The sequence below is a fragment of the Pseudonocardia endophytica genome (assembly GCF_004339565.1).
Lineage (GTDB): Bacteria > Actinomycetota > Actinomycetes > Mycobacteriales > Pseudonocardiaceae > Pseudonocardia > Pseudonocardia endophytica.
In genome coordinates this window covers 2,954,889-2,970,236 of the sequence record NZ_SMFZ01000002.1, presented here as the reverse complement: position 1 = coordinate 2,970,236, position 15,348 = coordinate 2,954,889, and the positions used below count along the sequence as shown (strand labels likewise).

At 73.2% G+C, this 15,348-nt stretch carries 13 protein-coding genes; 9 read left to right on the top strand and 4 right to left on the bottom strand.

Features of this window, described 5'->3' with window-relative positions:
* Positions 1 to 51 precede the first annotated feature (51 nt).
* The 3 genes from EV378_RS32585 (at position 52) to EV378_RS32575 (ending at position 4,234) form a co-directional block, all read left to right on the top strand.
* On the top strand, positions 52 to 1,596 hold the full coding sequence (locus EV378_RS32585; RefSeq protein ID WP_132433036.1) for a long-chain-fatty-acid--CoA ligase: 1,545 nt from the start codon (positions 52 to 54) through the stop codon (positions 1,594 to 1,596).
* Positions 1,597 to 1,731: 135 nt separating this feature from the next.
* Entirely contained in the window at positions 1,732 to 3,144 is a 1,413-nt protein-coding gene (locus EV378_RS32580) for a pyridoxal phosphate-dependent decarboxylase family protein (RefSeq protein WP_207909025.1), read from the top strand.
* Positions 3,145 to 3,250: 106 nt separating this feature from the next.
* Positions 3,251 to 4,234 (top strand): iron-siderophore ABC transporter substrate-binding protein, encoded by a 984-nt coding sequence (locus EV378_RS32575; RefSeq protein ID WP_132431523.1) that lies wholly within the window; start codon positions 3,251 to 3,253, stop codon positions 4,232 to 4,234.
* On the opposite strand, the gene EV378_RS35665 is transcribed toward EV378_RS32575, so the two are convergent.
* Both EV378_RS35665 and EV378_RS32570 read right to left on the bottom strand, forming a co-directional pair.
* On the bottom strand, positions 4,206 to 4,367 hold the full coding sequence (locus EV378_RS35665; RefSeq protein WP_165922592.1) for a hypothetical protein: 162 nt from the start codon (positions 4,365 to 4,367) through the stop codon (positions 4,206 to 4,208). The genes EV378_RS32575 and EV378_RS35665 overlap by 29 nt on opposite strands.
* On the bottom strand, positions 4,364 to 4,906 hold the full coding sequence (locus tag EV378_RS32570) for a VOC family protein (protein WP_165922591.1): 543 nt from the start codon (positions 4,904 to 4,906) through the stop codon (positions 4,364 to 4,366). The genes EV378_RS35665 and EV378_RS32570 overlap by 4 nt, the downstream gene beginning before the upstream one ends.
* A 130-nt stretch (positions 4,907 to 5,036) precedes the next feature.
* On the opposite strand from EV378_RS32570, the gene EV378_RS32565 reads away from it, so the two are divergent.
* The 6 genes from EV378_RS32565 to EV378_RS32545 are packed head-to-tail and all read left to right on the top strand — an operon-like array spanning position 5,037 to position 13,242.
* The gene (locus EV378_RS32565; RefSeq protein ID WP_132431519.1) at positions 5,037 to 6,485 is read left to right on the top strand and encodes a uracil-xanthine permease family protein; all 1,449 of its coding nucleotides are present in this window, start codon (positions 5,037 to 5,039) and stop codon (positions 6,483 to 6,485) included.
* Positions 6,482 to 7,321, top strand: a complete 840-nt coding sequence (locus EV378_RS36620) for a nitrilase-related carbon-nitrogen hydrolase (protein WP_243653869.1) — start codon at positions 6,482 to 6,484, stop codon at positions 7,319 to 7,321. The genes EV378_RS32565 and EV378_RS36620 overlap by 4 nt, the downstream gene beginning before the upstream one ends.
* The gene (gene hydA / locus EV378_RS36615; protein ID WP_243653868.1) at positions 7,318 to 8,706 is read left to right on the top strand and encodes a dihydropyrimidinase; all 1,389 of its coding nucleotides are present in this window, start codon (positions 7,318 to 7,320) and stop codon (positions 8,704 to 8,706) included. Before EV378_RS36620 ends, hydA begins: the two co-directional genes overlap by 4 nt.
* Complete coding sequence (locus EV378_RS32555; RefSeq protein WP_132431517.1) at positions 8,703 to 9,707, top strand: TIGR03842 family LLM class F420-dependent oxidoreductase; 1,005 nt, start codon at positions 8,703 to 8,705, stop codon at positions 9,705 to 9,707. The genes hydA and EV378_RS32555 overlap by 4 nt, the downstream gene beginning before the upstream one ends.
* Positions 9,708 to 9,766: 59 nt before the next feature.
* Positions 9,767 to 11,464 (top strand): ABC transporter ATP-binding protein, encoded by a 1,698-nt coding sequence (locus tag EV378_RS32550; RefSeq protein WP_132431515.1) that lies wholly within the window; start codon positions 9,767 to 9,769, stop codon positions 11,462 to 11,464.
* Positions 11,461 to 13,242 (top strand): ABC transporter ATP-binding protein, encoded by a 1,782-nt coding sequence (locus EV378_RS32545; protein WP_132431513.1) that lies wholly within the window; start codon positions 11,461 to 11,463, stop codon positions 13,240 to 13,242. The genes EV378_RS32550 and EV378_RS32545 overlap by 4 nt, the downstream gene beginning before the upstream one ends.
* A gap of 139 nt (positions 13,243 to 13,381) precedes the next feature.
* On the opposite strand, the gene EV378_RS32540 is transcribed toward EV378_RS32545, so the two are convergent.
* Together EV378_RS32540 and EV378_RS32535 are read right to left on the bottom strand one after the other, a co-directional pair.
* Positions 13,382 to 14,320: a methionyl-tRNA formyltransferase gene (locus EV378_RS32540; protein WP_132431511.1), complete on the bottom strand. Its 939-nt coding sequence runs from the start codon at positions 14,318 to 14,320 to the stop codon at positions 13,382 to 13,384.
* Entirely contained in the window at positions 14,320 to 15,342 is a 1,023-nt protein-coding gene (locus EV378_RS32535; protein WP_132431509.1) for an ABC transporter substrate-binding protein, read from the bottom strand. Before EV378_RS32535 ends, EV378_RS32540 begins: the two co-directional genes overlap by 1 nt.
* Positions 15,343 to 15,348 lie beyond the last annotated feature (6 nt).

Sequence of the window (15,348 nt, the reverse complement as noted above, 5' to 3'; positions counted from 1 at the left end):
ACCAGTGGCACCACTACCGGCACCACCACCGGCCGGGTGACCGGACGCGGGATGACGCTCAGCGACCTCGTCGCCCGGCACGCCCGCACCGGCCCGGACCGGCCCGCGTTCGCCGACTCCCGCGTCCACCGCACCTACGGTGAGATCGACGAGCGGGTGACCCGGCTGGCGAACGCGTTGTCCGCCTGCGGGGTCGGGCACGGCGAGCGGGTCGCGGTGCTGGGGCTGAACAGCGTCGAGCTGGTCGAGGCGTACCTCGCCGTGCTGCGCGCGGGGGCGATCTGCGTGCCGATCAACTTCCGGCTGGTCGCCGACGAGATCGGCTACGCGCTGTCCGACTCCGGCGCGATGGCCGTGATCTGCGACGAGTCGTTCGGGCCCCCGGTGGACGCCGCACGCGAGCACGCCCCCGGCCTCGGCCCGGTGATCACCATCGGAGGTGGGCCGAACCCGCTGGAGACCGTGGTCGCCGAGGCGTCCGACGTGTACACCGAGGCCGCCGTCGCGGACGAGGACGCCGCGTTCATCATGTACACCTCCGGCACCACCGGCCGCCCCAAGGGAGCCGTGCTGACCCACCGCAACCTGCTGCTGCACGCGTTCTCCCAGATCGCCCACCTGGGCATCACCGCGGACGACAAGTGCTGGCTGTCCGGGGCGCCGCTGTTCCACATCGCCGGCCTGGCCGGGATGATCCCCGGCCTGATCACCGGCGGGCGGACGATCATCGCGACGTCCGGTGGGTTCGACCCGGCCGGGACGCTCGCGCTGCTCGAACGCGAGCGCGTCACGTCGTGCTTCTTCGTGCCCGCCCAGTGGGCCGCGATGTGCGCGGTGCCCGACATCGGCGACCGCGACCTCTCCTCGCTGCGCCGGATCTCATGGGGCGCCGCGCCCGCGTCGACGTCGCTGCTCCGCACGATGATCGACACGTTCCCGCAGGCCAGCGTCGTGACCGCGTTCGGGCAGACCGAGTGCAGCCCGGTGACGTGCACGCTGCGCGGCGAGGACTCGATCCGCAAGATCGGCTCGATCGGCACGCCGATGATCAACGTCGAGGTCCGCGTCGTGGACGACGACATGAACGACGTCGCCCCCGGCGAGGTCGGCGAGATCGTCTACAGGGGACCGACCGTGATGCGGGAGTACTGGAACAAGCCCGCCGAGACGGCCGAGGCGTTCCGCGGCGGCTGGTTCCACTCCGGTGACCTCGTCCGCGAGGACCCGGAGGGCTACTACTACGTGGTCGACCGGAAGAAGGACATGATCATCTCCGGCGGGGAGAACATCTACTGCGCCGAGGTGGAGAACGCGCTGGCCGGGCACCCGAAGGTCGCCGACGTCGCGGTCGTCGGTGTGCCGCACCCGCGCTGGGGCGAGACGCCGCTGGCCGTCGTCGTGGCCGCGGACCCGGCGGACCCGCCGACGGCAGAGGAGATCGAGGCGTTCTGCAGGGAGAAGCTGGCCGCGTACAAGCGCCCGACCCAGATCTCGGTCGTCGACGAGCTGCCGCGCAACCCGAGCGGCAAGGTGCTCAAGACCCGCCTGCGCGAGGAGAACGCGGCCGGGACGCTCGTCTCGGAACCGGCCGTCTGACCCACTCCCTCCTTCCTGCCCGTCCCGCCCGCTCCGCCCACCCCGCCCACATCCCGAACGAGGGGCACCTTCGAGCAATGGCATTGCTCGAAGGTGCCTCTCGTTCGGGCAGGTAGCGTCGCGCCGGTGCCCGATCTGACGCCCGAGGAGTTCCGTCGACTCGGTCACCGGTACGTGGACTGGGTCGCCGACCACCGCGCGGGCATCGACGATCTCCCGGTCCGCGACGACGTCGTCCCCGGCTCGGTGCGGTCCCGCTTCGGTCCGGAGGCGTCCGACGGCGCGCAGCCCCTTGACGCGCTCCTGCCCCTGGTGGACGACGTCGTCGCGAGCGCCGACACCCGCTGGCAGCACCCGGGGTTCCACGCGTTCTTCCCGGCGAACGCGTCGCTGACGTCGCTGCTCGGCGAGATCCTCTCCACCGGGCTCGGCGCGCAGGGCATGCTCTGGTCCACCTCGCCGGCGTGCACCGAGGTGGAACAGGCGGTCACCGACCAGCTCGCCCGCGCGCTCGGCCTGCCGGAGGCGTTCACACACGACGGCGGCGGGGGCGGCGTGATCCAGGACTCGGCGTCATCGGCCGCGCTCGTCGCACTGCTGGCCGCGCTGCACCGGCGCAGTGCCGCCACCGGCGGGCCGGCCTGGCGGGAGACCGGAGTGACCGGCACCGAGCGCGTCTACGTCACGGCCGAGACGCACTCGTCGCTGGCGAAGTCGGCGCGGGTGGCCGGACTCGGCGAGCGTGGCCTGCGCACCGTGCCGTTCTCGCCCGGCACGCGCACGATGGACCCGGCCGCGCTCGCGGACATGCTGCGGGCCGACACCGCGGACGGCCTGACCCCGGTGCTCGTGTGCCCGACCGTCGGCACGACGGGCACCGGCGCCGTCGACCCGGTCCGGGACGTCGCACGCGTCGCACGGCCGCACGGCGCCTGGGTGCACGTCGACGCCGCGTGGGCGGGGATCGCGGCGCTGTGCCCGGAACACCGGCACCTCGTCGACGGCGTCGGGCTCGCCGACTCGTTCTGCACGAACGCGCACAAGTGGATGCTCACCGCGTTCGACGCCTCGCTGATGTGGGTCCGCGACGCCCGGTCGCTGCCCGCCGCGCTGTCGATCACGCCGGTGTTCCTGCGGGACAAGGCCTCCGACTCGGGCGCCGTCGTCGACTACCGGGACTGGCAGGTGCCACTGGGCAGGCGGTTCCGCGCGCTCAAGCTGTGGGCCGTGCTGCACGGCCACGGCCTGGACGGGCTCCGCGAGCACGTCCGCGGGCACGTCCGGATGGCCGCCGACCTGGCCGAGCGGGTGCGCACTCACCCCGGCCTGGAGCTCGCGGCGCCGCCGTCGCTGGGCCTCGTCTGCCTCCGTACGACCGAGGGCGACGACGCGACCCGCGTGTTGCTGGAGCACGTGAACGCGTCCGGGCGCGCGTTGTTGTCGCACACCGAGATCGACGGCCGGTACGTGATCCGTGTGGCGTTCGGCTCACTCGGGACGACCGACCGACACGTCGACGAGCTGTGGGCGCTTCTGTCCGGTTCGTGACGCGCGCACACTTCCGTTGTCAGGTTAGCCTGCCCACACGCGGACGGGTGTCGGGGGAGCCGACGGCCGGCCGTACGGCACCTGTACGACGGAAAGGCTCTTCCCCATGCCCCGACCAGGGTCCCTGCTCCGCTCCGTGGCGGCCGTGGCCGTCCTGCTCCTCGCTCTCGCCGGATGCGGCAACGACGCACCCTCCGGTCAGGAGGGCGGCGCACAGGGCGCGTTCCCGACGACGCTGACCCACGCGTTCGGTCGGACGACGATCCCGGCCGAGCCGAAGCGCGTCGTCGCGATCGGCTACAACGAGGCCGACTTCGTGCTGTCCCTCGGCGTCGTCCCGGTCGGCTCCCGCGAGTTCTCCGGCGGTTTCGACTGGCAGAACCGGCCGTGGGCACAGCAGGCGCTCGGCGGGCAGCGCTCGGAGCCGCTGAACGGCACGACGGTCCCGATCGAGCAGGTCGCGGCGCTGCAGCCGGACCTGATCCTCGGCGTCTACTCGTTCATGGACAAGGCGACCTACGACTCGTTGAGCAAGATCGCCCCGACGGTCGCCCAGCCGACCCCGGACGGTGAGGACGCCGCCACCTGGCAGGAGCAGACCAGGATCACCGGGCAGGCGCTGGGCCGCTCCCAGCAGGCCGACCAGGTCGTCGCGGACACGGAGAAGAAGTTCGCCGACGTCCGGGCCGCGCACCCGGATTTCGCGGGCACGAAGCTGACCGTCGACTTCGTCGTCGAGGGCACGCCGACCAACCTCGGCACCGACGACCTGCGGGCCCAGGCGTTCCAGGGACTGGGGTTCCAGGTGCCGGCCACGTCGACCGAGCTCTCCGCGGAACGTCAGGGCGAGCTGGACGGCGACGTGATCGCCGTGCTCGGCCGCAGCAGGGCCGAGGCGATGGCCGACCCGGTGTTCGCGAGCATCCCGGCCGTCAGGGCGGGGCGCGTCGCGTTCCTGTCGGACACGTTCACCACGCAGTTCGCCGGGGCGCTCGGCTACTCCAGCCCGCTGTCGCTGCCGTACGCCGTGGACGAGATGGCGCCGAAGCTGGACGCGGCCCTCAAGGGTCAGGGCGTGACGGGCTCCTGACCGGTCCGAGCGGCGATCCGGCCGGACCCGGTCGCTCGGCGACGCGCTCGGGCATCCGCACGACCTCCTCGTAGAGGTTGCCGAACGCCCAGTGCGCGATCCCGACCCGGATGGCGCCACGCAGCCTGCTCACCGGAACTCCACCTCCCCCGCGCCGGTCAGGCGCACGCACGCGGCCGTCGGCCCCGGTGTGACGGTGACCCCGGGCAGCCCGAACGGCGGTGGTTCGGCACCGGACAGCACGACGTCGTCGATGCCGGTCGCGCCGTTCGGGTGCGCGGGTAGCGGCCGCGGCACGCGCGCCGCCAGCTCGTCGTCGGACATCAAGAGCACCCCCAGGAACGGCATCTCCGACGTGCCGTCGTGCAGCGCGAGCGTCGGGCCGCCGGGCACGGTGTAGTCCCGGAACGCGCCCGGCGGGCGGGTCCCGCGCAGCACGACCCCGAACGGGTACGCCTGCCGGGCGCAGCGCGCGGCGAACCCGAGCCCGGAGGCGCGCTCGGCGTCCGGCTCGTCGATCCACAGCAGTTCGACGAACGCGGCGGCGAACCCGATCCGGCGGTTCCGGGTGCCCTGCCCGTCGTGCCGCATGCCCGCACCGAGCTCCAGGCCGGGCGGCGCCGACTCCGGCGGGCCGGGCAGGAAGACGATCAGGTGGTCCAGCTCCGTCACAGGTCCAGCATGACGCCCCTGCGGTGACACGCCGGTGTGAACGTCCGGTTTCCGGTCGCGGCCGCCGCTTGTCCCGGCGCGCCTGCGGGGCGAGCCTGACCCGGGTCGGCGGAGAAGGGGGCGATGCCAGATGGCTGGATGGACGCTGGTGCACGGCGGGAAGGCGCCGCCCCCGGGCGAGGTCGTGGCACCGGACGAGCGGCTGTCCTGGCCGCGGACGGTCGGGCTGGGTGGCCAGCACGTGGTGGCGATGTTCGGGGCGACGTTCGTCTTCCCGGTGATCATGGGACTGAACCCGAACATCGCGATCCTGGTCAGCGGCGTCGCGACGGCGCTGTTCCTGCTGATCGTGCGCGGGCGGGTGCCGAGCTATCTCGGGACGTCGGCGTCGTTCGTCGGCGGGGTGGCCGCGATCCGCGCGCAGGGCGGCGACTCGGCGGCCGTCACCGGCGCGATCCTGGTCGCGGGCGTCGTGCTGCTGGTGATCGGGCTGGTGGTGCACCGGCTCGGCGCGCACGTCGTGACCCGGGTGCTGCCGCCGGCCGTCACCGGCGCGGTGGTGATGCTGATCGGGTTCAACCTCGCGACCGTCGCGGCGACCGTGTACTGGCCGCAGGACCAGTGGGCCGGGCTGGTCACGATGGTCGTGGTGATCGCCGCGGCGGTGCTGCTGCCCGGGTTCTGGGGCCGGATCGGCGTCCTGATCGGGCTCGTCGTGGGGTTCGCGTTCTCGTTCCTGATGGACGCTGTGGCCGGCCCGATCACCGCTCCAGACGGAGGAGGCGACGTGTCCACGCACCCGCGGGTGGACCTGTCCACCGTCGGGCAGGCGGACTGGGTCGGGCTCCCGCCCGCCACCATGACCGGGCCGGACGGGCAGGAGATCGCCGGGTGGCACCTGCCGACGTTCTCGTGGGTGTTCGTGCTGCTCGTGCTGCCCTCGGTGATCGCGCTCGTCGCGGAGAACACCGGGCACGTCAAGGCCGTGCAGGAGATGACGCGCGCCGACCTGGACCCGTACCTGGGCCGGGCACTGGCCGGCGACGGGCTCGGCACCGCGCTGGCCGGACTGGTCGGCGGCTCCCCCACCACGACGTACGCCGAGAACATCGGCGTCATGGCCGCGACCCGCGTCTACTCCACCGCTGCCTACTGGGTGGCCGCCGCCGTGGCCGTCGTGCTCGGCTTCTGCCCGAAGTTCGGGGCCGTCGTCGTCGCCGTGCCCGGCGGGGTCCTCGGCGGTCTGACGGTCGTGCTCTACGGCATGGTCGGGCTGCTGGGCGCGAAGATCTGGGTGCAGAACCGGGTCGACCTCGGGCACCCGGCGACGCTCATCCCGCTGGCCGCCGGGCTGATCATCGGCATCGGCGGCGTGACGCTGACGATCGGCGGGTTCGAGCTGTCCGGCATCGCGTTCGGCACGATCGTGCTGCTGGTCGCCTACCACGGCCTGCGGGCCGCGCTGCCCCGCGACCGGCGTCCACCAGCCGACGGCCCCGACACCACCGTTCCGGGTGCCGACACCGGGACGCCGGACGGTCCAGGATCGGACGACCACTCGGGGAGGAGCGCGTCATGACCACCACCGTCCGCGCGGCGATCGTCCAGGCGAAATGGACCGGCGACACGTCGTCGACGATCGAGGTGCACGAGTCCTACGCCCGCGTCGCGGCCGAGCAGGGCGCGCAGATCATGGGCTTCCAGGAGGTGTTCAACGCCCCGTACTTCTGCCAGGTCCAGGAGGCGGAGCACTTCGCGTGGGCGGAACCCCTGGACGGCCCGACCGTCACCCGCATGCAGGCGCTGGCCCGGGAGACCGGCATGGTGCTGGTGGTGCCGGTGTTCGAGCGCGAGAGCGCCGGGGTCTTCTACAACACCGCCGTCGTGATCGAGCGCGACGGCGCCGTGCTCGGGAGCTACCGCAAGCACCACATCCCGCAGGTCACCGGCTTCTGGGAGAAGTACTACTTCCGGCCCGGCAACCTCGGCTGGCCGGTGTTCGAGACGTCCGTCGGGACCGTCGGCGTCTACATCTGCTACGACCGGCACTTCCCGGAGGGCTGGCGCGCGCTCGGCCTGGCCGGCGCGCAGATCGTGTTCAACCCGAGCGCCACCAGCCGCGGCCTGTCCGCCTACCTGTGGAAGCTGGAACAGCCCGCCGCGGCCGTCGCGAACGAGTACTTCGTCGCCGCGATCAACCGGGTCGGCGTCGAGGAGTACGGCGACAACGACTTCTACGGCACGTCCTACTTCGTCGACCCGCGCGGGCAGTTCGTCGGCGACGTCGCCTCGGACACCGACGAGGAGCTCCTCGTCCGGGACCTGGATCTCGGCCTGATCGACGAGGTACGCACGCAGTGGGCGTTCTACCGGGACCGCCGCCCGGACGCCTACGGACCGCTGGTGGCGCCGTGAGGACCCGGATCGAGGGCGGCGCCGTTCTGACGGCGGCCGACCAGGTCGCCGCGGACGTGCTCGTCGACGGCGAGACGGTCGTCGCGGTGGCCGCGCCCGGCGCCGTGCCGTTCGAGGCGGACACCGTGGTCGACGCGACCGGCTGCTGGGTGATCCCGGGTGGGGTGGACGCGCACACGCACATGGAGATGCCGTTCGGGGGCACGTACGCGTCGGACACGTTCGAGACCGGCACCCGTGCCGCGGCCTGGGGCGGCACGACGACGATCGTGGACTTCGCGATCCAGTCCCGCGGGTCGTCGCTGCGCGAGGGGCTCGACGCCTGGCACGCGAAGGCCGAGGGCAACGCCGCGATCGACTACGGCTTCCACATGATCCTCTCCGACGTGAACGACCAGTCGCTCAAGGAGATGGAGGCGGTCGTCGGCGAGGGCGTGACCAGCTTCAAGATGTTCATGGCGTACCCCGGTGTCTTCTACTCCGACGACGGGCAGATCCTGCGCGCGATGCAGCGGGCCGGCGAGACCGGCGGCCTGACGATGATCCACGCCGAGAACGGGATCGCGATCGACGTGCTCGTCGAGCAGGCGCTCGCGGCCGGCCGCACCGATCCGCGGTACCACGGAGAGGTCCGGCACGCGCTGCTCGAGGCCGAGGCGACGCACCGCGCGATCGCGCTGGCCCGGGTCGCCGGCGCGCCGCTCTACGTCGTGCACCTGTCCGCGACCGAGGCGCTCGCCGAGATCGCGAACGCCCGCGAGATGGGCGTGAACGCGTTCGCCGAGACGTGCCCGCAGTACCTGTTCCTGGACGTCGACGAGCTGGCGCGGCCGGGGTTCGAGGGCGCCAAGTTCGTCTGTTCGACGCCGCTGCGCCCGGCCGAGCACCAGGCGAACCTGTGGCGCGGGCTGCGGAGCGACGATCTCTCGGTCGTGTCCACCGACCACTGCCCGTTCTGCTTCACCGGGCAGAAGGACCTCGGCGTCGGGGACTTCTCCAAGATCCCGAACGGCATGCCGGGCGTCGAGACACGGATGAACCTGCTGCACCAGGCCGTGCTGGACGGGCACCTCTCGCACCGGCGCTGGATCGAGCTGGCCTGTGCCACGCCGGCGCGGATGTTCGGCCTGTACCCCCGCAAGGGGACGATCGCGCCAGGGTCGGACGCCGACGTCGTCGTCTACGACCCGGCCGCCACGACGACGCACTCCGCCGCCACGCACCACATGAACGTCGACTACTCGCCCTACGAGGGGCGCACGACGGCCGGGGCGGTGCGCACGGTGCTGTCCCGGGGCCGGGTGGTCCTGGACCGCGGCGAGTACCTCGGCGAACCCGGCCACGGGCGCTTCCTGCGCCGCGAACCGTGCCAGTACCTGCGATGAGCGACCTCGACCTCGGTCTGGTGCTGCAGACCGACCCGCCGTCGTCGTTGCTGGTGGAGCGGCTCGTCCGGGCCGAGTCGCAGGGCTTCACGCACGGCTGGACGTTCGACTCGCACCTGCTGTGGCAGGAACCGTTCGTCCTGTACGGCTCCGTGCTGGAACGCACGTCGCGGCTGGTCGTCGGCCCGATGGTGACGAACCCGGCCACGCGCGACCCGTCGGTGCTGGCGTCGATGTTCGCGACGCTCGACGAGCGGCACGGCCCGCGCACGGTCTGCGGCATCGGCCGCGGCGACTCGGCGCTGCGCACCCAGGGCCGCCCGCCCGCGACGATGGCCCGGATGGAGGCGGCGACGCACCTGATCCGGACGCTGACCTCGGGCGGCACGACCGACGACGGCCTGTCGCTGCCGTGGGTCGCGCCGAGCGCCACCCCGGTCCCGGTCTGGATGGCCGGGTACGGGCCGAAGGCGCTCGCGCTGGCCGGGCGGGTCGCCGACGGGTTCGTGCTCCAGCTCGCCGACCCGTACCTGGTGCGCTGGACGCTCGACGCCGTGCGCGCGGCCGCCCTGGACGCCGGCCGGGACCCGTCGGAGATCACGATGTGCGTCGCCGCGCCCGCCTACGTCACCGACGGGTCGGACGACGGCCTGGCGCACGCGCGCGACCAGTGCCGCTGGTTCGGCGGGATGGTCGGCAACCACGTCGCGGACCTGGTCGCCCGCTACGGCGACGGCGGCGCGGTGCCGCCAGAGCTCTCGGACTACATCGGCGCCCGCGACGGCTACGACTACGCGCACCACGGCCGCGCCGGGAACGCGTCCACGGACTTCGTGCCGGACGACGTGATCGACCGGTTCTGCCTGCTCGGACCGCCGTCCGTGCAGCGCGAGCGGCTCGACGAGCTGGCCGGGCTCGGCGTGGGACAGGTCGCCCTGTACGCGATGCACGACGCCGTCGACGCCACCACCGAGGCGTACGGTACGTCCGTCATCGGCTGAAGGGCGGCGGACGTGCAGGGGAGGTGATCACGACGGGCAGGTGAGGCTACCCTGCATCCATGCCTGATTCGGGGGAATCGCCACCCACCGGCGCGACCGTGCTCCGTGGCTCGTTCCGTGCCTTCCGCGGCCGGCTGACCGCCGCGTCGGCCCTGTTCTGCGGGCACCAGGCCGGTGAGGCGCTGGTGCCGGTGCTCGTCGGCGTCGTGATCGACCGGGCGGTCGGCACCGGCGACCCGCTCGCCCTGGTCTTCTGGCTGGCGGTGCTCGGCCTGGACTTCCTGTTCCTGTCCACGTGCTACCGGTTCGGTGCCCGCCAGGCCTGGTTCGCCGACGTCAGCGCGGACGCCCGCCTGCGGATGCAGGTGGCGGACCGGATGCTCGACCCGCGCGGCGGCGCCGAGGCCGGGCGCCTGCCCGGCACGCTGTCGAACATCGCGGTGTCGGACGCGAAGCGGATCGCCGTGGCCAGCTTCATGCTGCCGCTCGGGATCGCCGCCGTGATGGCCGTGCTGGTCTCGACGATCGCGCTGCTGACCATCTCGCTGCCGCTGGGCCTGCTGATCCTGCTCGGCACCCCGCCGCTGCTGTGGCTGATCCAGAAGGTCGGCAAGCCCCTCGAGCGGCGCAGCGAGACCGAGCAGGAACGCGCCGCCCAGGCCTCCGGTGTGGCGGCCGACCTGGTCGGCGGGATCCGGGTGCTCAAGGGCATGGGCGCCGAGGCCGCCGCGGTCCGCCGCTACACCGGCGTCAGCGGCACCGCGCTCGGGGCGACGCTGCGGGCCACCCGCGCCGAGGCCGGGTTCCTCGGGTCGGTCCGCCTGGCGAACGGGCTGTTCCTCGCGTTGATCGCGCTGGTGGGCGGCCGGCTGGCGGCCGAGGGCGATCTCAGCGTCGGCGGTCTGGTCGCGGCCGTCGGGCTGGCCCAGTTCCTGGTCGGGCCGTTGGAGATGTTCGGGGCGGTGAGCGCCCAGCTGGCGCAGGCCAGGGCGTCGGCGTCCCGGATCGCGGACCTGCTGAACAGCCCGCACGCCGTCGGGGCGGGGAACGGGAGCGGTCCGGACGCGCCGCGCGGTGCACTGGCGCTGCACGGCCTGGACACCGACGGCATCGACGGCGTGGACCTCGACGTGCCGGCCGGTCAGCTCCTCGGGGTGGTGGCGCACTCCCCCGAGGCCGCGACCGGTCTGCTGCGCGTGCTCGGACGTGAGACGGAGCCCGCGGGCGGCCGGGTCACGCTGGACGGCGTCGCGCTGGCGGAGCTGACCCCGGAGCGGGCGCGCTCGGCGGTGCTGGTCGCGGCGCACGACGCGCACCTGTTCGCCGGCACCGTCCGGGAGAACGTCCTGGCCGGTGCGCCAGGGGCGGAGCCGGACCCGGCGCTGACGGCGGCACAGGCCGACCAGGTCGTCGAGGCCCTCCCGCGCGGCCACGAGACCGAGATCGCCGCCCGCGGCAGCTCGCTGTCCGGTGGGCAGCGCCAGCGGATCGCGCTCGCCCGCGCGCTGGCCGCCGAGCCACCGGTGCTGGTCCTGCACGATCCGACGACGGCCGTCGACGCCGTCACCGAGAGCCGGATCGCCGACGGCCTGGCCGCGCTGCGGCGTGACCGCACCACGATCGTGATCACGACCAGCCCGGCCCTGCTCGCCGTGACCGACCGCGCCGTCGTGCTCCGCGACGGGCGGATCGTCGGCGACGGCACGCACGCCGAGCTCCTGGACGACCCCGACTACCGAGCGCTGGTGACCGGATGAGCACGCACGAGACCACGACCCGGCTGCTCCCGACGGCGGACGGCGCGCGCGTGCGCGCCGTGCTCCGGGAGCTCGTGCGACCCCAGCGCGGCACGGCCGTGCTCGGCCTGATCGCGCTCGTCGGCGCGGCCGCGGTCAGCCTGCTCGTGGCGCCGCTGCTCGGGCAGATCGTGGACGTCGTCGCCCAGCAGCGCGGCGCGGACGCCGTCACCGGCCCCGTGCTCGGGCTGGTCGGCGCGGCGCTCGGGCAGGGCGTGCTCGCCGTGCTGGGTATCGCGCTGGTCGCGCAGGTCGGCGAGACCATGCTGGCGCGGCTGCGGGAGCGGTTCGTCTCCCGCGCGCTCGGTCTGCGCCTGGAGCGCCTCGAGGACGCCGGTGCCGGCGACCTGACGTCGCGGATCACCGAGGACGTCACGGTCGTCGCGGAGGCCGTGCGGGAGGCGATGCCCGAGTTCGCCCGCGCCGCACTGCTCGTGGTGCTCACGTTCGTCGGGCTGGCGGCGCTGGACTGGCGGTTCCTCGTCGGTGCGCTGCTCGCGGTGCCGATCCAGGCCTGGACGGCGCGCTGGTACCTGAGCCGCTCCGGCCCGATCTACGCCGACCAGCGGATCGCCTACGGCACCCAGCAGCAGCAGCTGCTCGACACCGCGGCCGGGCTGTCCACCGTGCGCGCGCTGCGCCTCGGCGACGAGCACTCCGGCCGGATCCGCGAGCGGGCGGAGAACGTGGTGCGGCTGTCGCTGCGGGTGATCCGGCTGCAGACCCGCTTCTTCGGACGGCTCAACGGGGCCGAGTTCGTCGGCGTCGCGGGCGTGCTCGTGGCCGGGTTCTGGCTGGTCGGCAGCGGGACCGCGACGATCGGTACGGCGAGCGCCGCGGCGCTGTACTTCATCAACCTCTTCACCCCGATCAACATCCTGCTGTTCCAGCTCGACGCCGCGCAGTCCGCGCTGGCCGGGCTGCGCAGGCTGGTCGGTGTGGCCGACCTGCCGCCGGAGCCGGTGCCGGACACCCCGGAGCGACCGGACGGCTCCGGGATCGGCGTCCGCGGTCTGAGCCACTCCTACGTCGCGGACCACCCGGCGCTGCGGGACATCGACCTGGACGTCGAGCCGGGGACGCGCGTCGCGCTCGTCGGCGCCAGCGGAGCCGGGAAGACGACCCTGGCGAAGGTGGTGGCCGGGCTGCACCGGCCGTCGTCGGGCCGGGTGGAGATCGGCGGTGCCGGGCTCGACGAGCAGGGGCCCGAGGTGATCCGCGAGACCGTCGCCCTGGTCACGCAGGAGGTCCATGTGTTCTCCGGGACGCTGGCCGAGGACCTGCGCCTGGCTGCCCCGGACGCGGACGACGCGCGGCTGCACGCGGCGCTGGACGCCGTCGGGGCCGGCGAGTGGGCCAGGGGACTCCCGGACGGGCTGGAGACGGTCGTCGGGGACGGCGCGCACGAGCTGACCGTCGTGCAGGCCCAGCAGCTCGCGCTGGCCCGGCTGGTGCTGGCCGACCGGCCCGTGGTGATCCTCGACGAGGCCACCGCGGAGGCGGGCAGTTCGGGCGCCCGCACGCTGGAGACGGCTGCCGAGGCGGCGCTGGACGGGCGGACGTCGCTGGTCGTGGCGCACCGGCTCACCCAGGCCGCCGCGGCCGACCGGATCGTGGTGCTCGACGGCGGCGGCATCGTCGAACAGGGCACCCACGACGAGCTCGTCGCCGCGGGTGGTGCCTACGCCCGACTCTGGTCGGCCTGGTCCGGCCTGCGCACCCCCGCGCCGGGCGTCTGACCCGTCCGCGCCCCGCCACACCCCCGTCGGACCGAAACGGCTGTGGCATCCGTCCGCATCATCGGAACGGATGCCACAGCCGTGCGGTTCGCGGGGCGGGTCGCGCGGCGGCGTGCGAGCGCGCGCGATGCCGCAGGGCTCAGGTCAGGTACTCGCCCATCCGGCGGAACCAGTCCCCGGCGACGTGCTCGACGTCGTCCTCGTCCCTGACCCGCTGCAGGACCAGGCCGTGCTGGCCGCCCCGCCACGCCTCGGGACCGGCCACGACGATCACGCCGGTGCCCTCCCTGGCGAACACGCGCCCGTTCGTGCCGCCGCAGCGCTCCCGCGACACCGACGCCTCGAGCACCCGCAACCGCCTGCCCTCGTGCAGGCACCACGCGTTCGGGTACGGCCCGGTCTGCGCCCGGACCAGGTTCACCAGGTCACCGGCCGCGCGGTCCCAGTGGATCCGGTTGTCCGGGTCGGCCCGCTTGTGGAAGAACGACGCGTGCGCCGGGTCCTGGGTGAGCCAGTCGGACGGTCCGTTCTCGACGCGGTCGAACGCCTCAAGGGCCAGCGGTCCGAACAGGACGACGGTCCGGTGGAACAGGTCGGCCGTGGTGTCGGTGGCGGTCACCGGGACCGTGCGCTGGGTGATGATCTGCCCACGGTCGAGCTCGGCGTCCATCCAGTGTGCCGTGACACCGACCTGGCTCTCCCCGTTGATCAGCGCCCAGTTCAGCGGCGAGAACCCGGCGTAGCGCGGCAGCAACGAGTCGTGCGTGTTCACCGTGCCGCGGGTCGGGGCGGAGAACACGTCCGGCGAGATCCACGTCCGCCAGTTGCACGCCACCCCGATCTCGGCGCCGCTCTCCTTGATCGTCCGCACGAGCTCGTCGTCGACGGCCTTCTCCCGGTACACCACCGGGATGCCGTGCTCGCGGGCCAGGTCGCCCATCGACTCGTGGAAGATCTCCGGCGCCCACTCCCCCTCTTCGGGGTGGCTGACCGCGAGCACGACCTCGTGCCGGGAGGCCAGCAGGTCGGCGAGCAGCCGAGCGCCCCACTTCTGGTAGCCGAACAGGACGACCTTCATCAGGCGACCCCGGTCCGCGACTTCCGCACGGACGCGGCCAGGTTCTGCACCTCACCGACGGCCTGCTGGTAGCTGAACCGCGGCTCGCCGTTGTAGCCGCCGAGCTGGCCCGCCTTCACGGCGGGCAGGCCGGCGAACGTCGGCTGCTCCTTCACCAGCTGCGCGGGCTGCAGCGAGAACGTCCGGATGTCCATGCAGATCAGGTCGGCCGGGTACTTGGCGGCCTGCTCCCAGGACAGCTGCTCCAGGAAGTCCGTCTTCGGGTCGCCCTTGCGCACGCTGTTCAGCCCGAGCTGGGTGTACCAGAGCAGCGACGCGTAGTACTGCGGGCTCGCGACGTAGAACCCGTCGGTGTCGGCGTAGGCGAACTCGACACGCAGGCCCTGCTTCTCGGCGATCGCCGCCTTCAGGTCGTCCCCGGCCGCGGTGAACTGGTCCCGTGCCTGGCTGATCGGTGCGGCGGCGACGTCGGCGCCCAGGTTCTTCGAGAGCGTCTCGTAGGCGGTGATCACGTCCGGGAGCGGCTTGTTGTACTCCTGGATCGAGTAGACCGGGCAGACCTGCTCGATCTGCGCGATGTCGTCCTTGAGGACCCACCGGTCGGCCGGGGTGGGACCGGCCAGGCTGGCGATCAGCAGGTCCGGGTTCAGCGCGGTGAGCTTCTCCACCGAGATCTGGCTGTAGTCCTCGCCGCCCACGGACTGGACGGCGTTCACGTCCATGTTCCCGGCCTGCAGGTTCGGCTTGCCGTCGGTGTCCTTCGTCGGCCCGTAGACGCCGACCGGTCGCACGCCGAAGTCCCAGAGAGCCGCCGCGCCGCTGACGTAGGCGACGATCCGCTGCGGGCGCGCCGGGAGGCTGATCTTCTTGCCGAGGTCGTCCGTGAACTCCCACGGGCCGCCCTCGGCCGCGCTGCCGCCGGTTCCGGGTCCCTCGGAGCCGCCGCCGCACGCCGTGAGGGCCAGCGCCGCCGCGGCACCTCCGGCCACGGTGAAGAACGAGCGCCTGCTGAGGTCCTGCATGATCAC

Excerpts from the sequence above, each read along its gene's own strand:
- EV378_RS32585 (WP_132433036.1), top strand. The coding sequence starts at position 52 with ATGACGCTCAGCGACCTCGTCGCCCGGCACGCCCGCACCGGCCCGGAC.
- EV378_RS32575 (WP_132431523.1), top strand. The coding sequence starts at position 3,251 with ATGCCCCGACCAGGGTCCCTGCTCCGCTCCGTGGCGGCCGTGGCCGTC.
- EV378_RS32565 (WP_132431519.1), top strand. The coding sequence starts at position 5,037 with ATGGCTGGATGGACGCTGGTGCACGGCGGGAAGGCGCCGCCCCCGGGC.
- EV378_RS36620 (WP_243653869.1), top strand. The coding sequence starts at position 6,482 with ATGACCACCACCGTCCGCGCGGCGATCGTCCAGGCGAAATGGACCGGC.
- EV378_RS32555 (WP_132431517.1), top strand. The coding sequence starts at position 8,703 with ATGAGCGACCTCGACCTCGGTCTGGTGCTGCAGACCGACCCGCCGTCG.
- EV378_RS32550 (WP_132431515.1), top strand. The coding sequence starts at position 9,767 with ATGCCTGATTCGGGGGAATCGCCACCCACCGGCGCGACCGTGCTCCGT.
- EV378_RS32545 (WP_132431513.1), top strand. The coding sequence starts at position 11,461 with ATGAGCACGCACGAGACCACGACCCGGCTGCTCCCGACGGCGGACGGC.
- EV378_RS32540 (WP_132431511.1), bottom strand. The coding sequence starts at position 14,320 with ATGAAGGTCGTCCTGTTCGGCTACCAGAAGTGGGGCGCTCGGCTGCTC.
- EV378_RS32535 (WP_132431509.1), bottom strand. The coding sequence starts at position 15,342 with ATGCAGGACCTCAGCAGGCGCTCGTTCTTCACCGTGGCCGGAGGTGCC.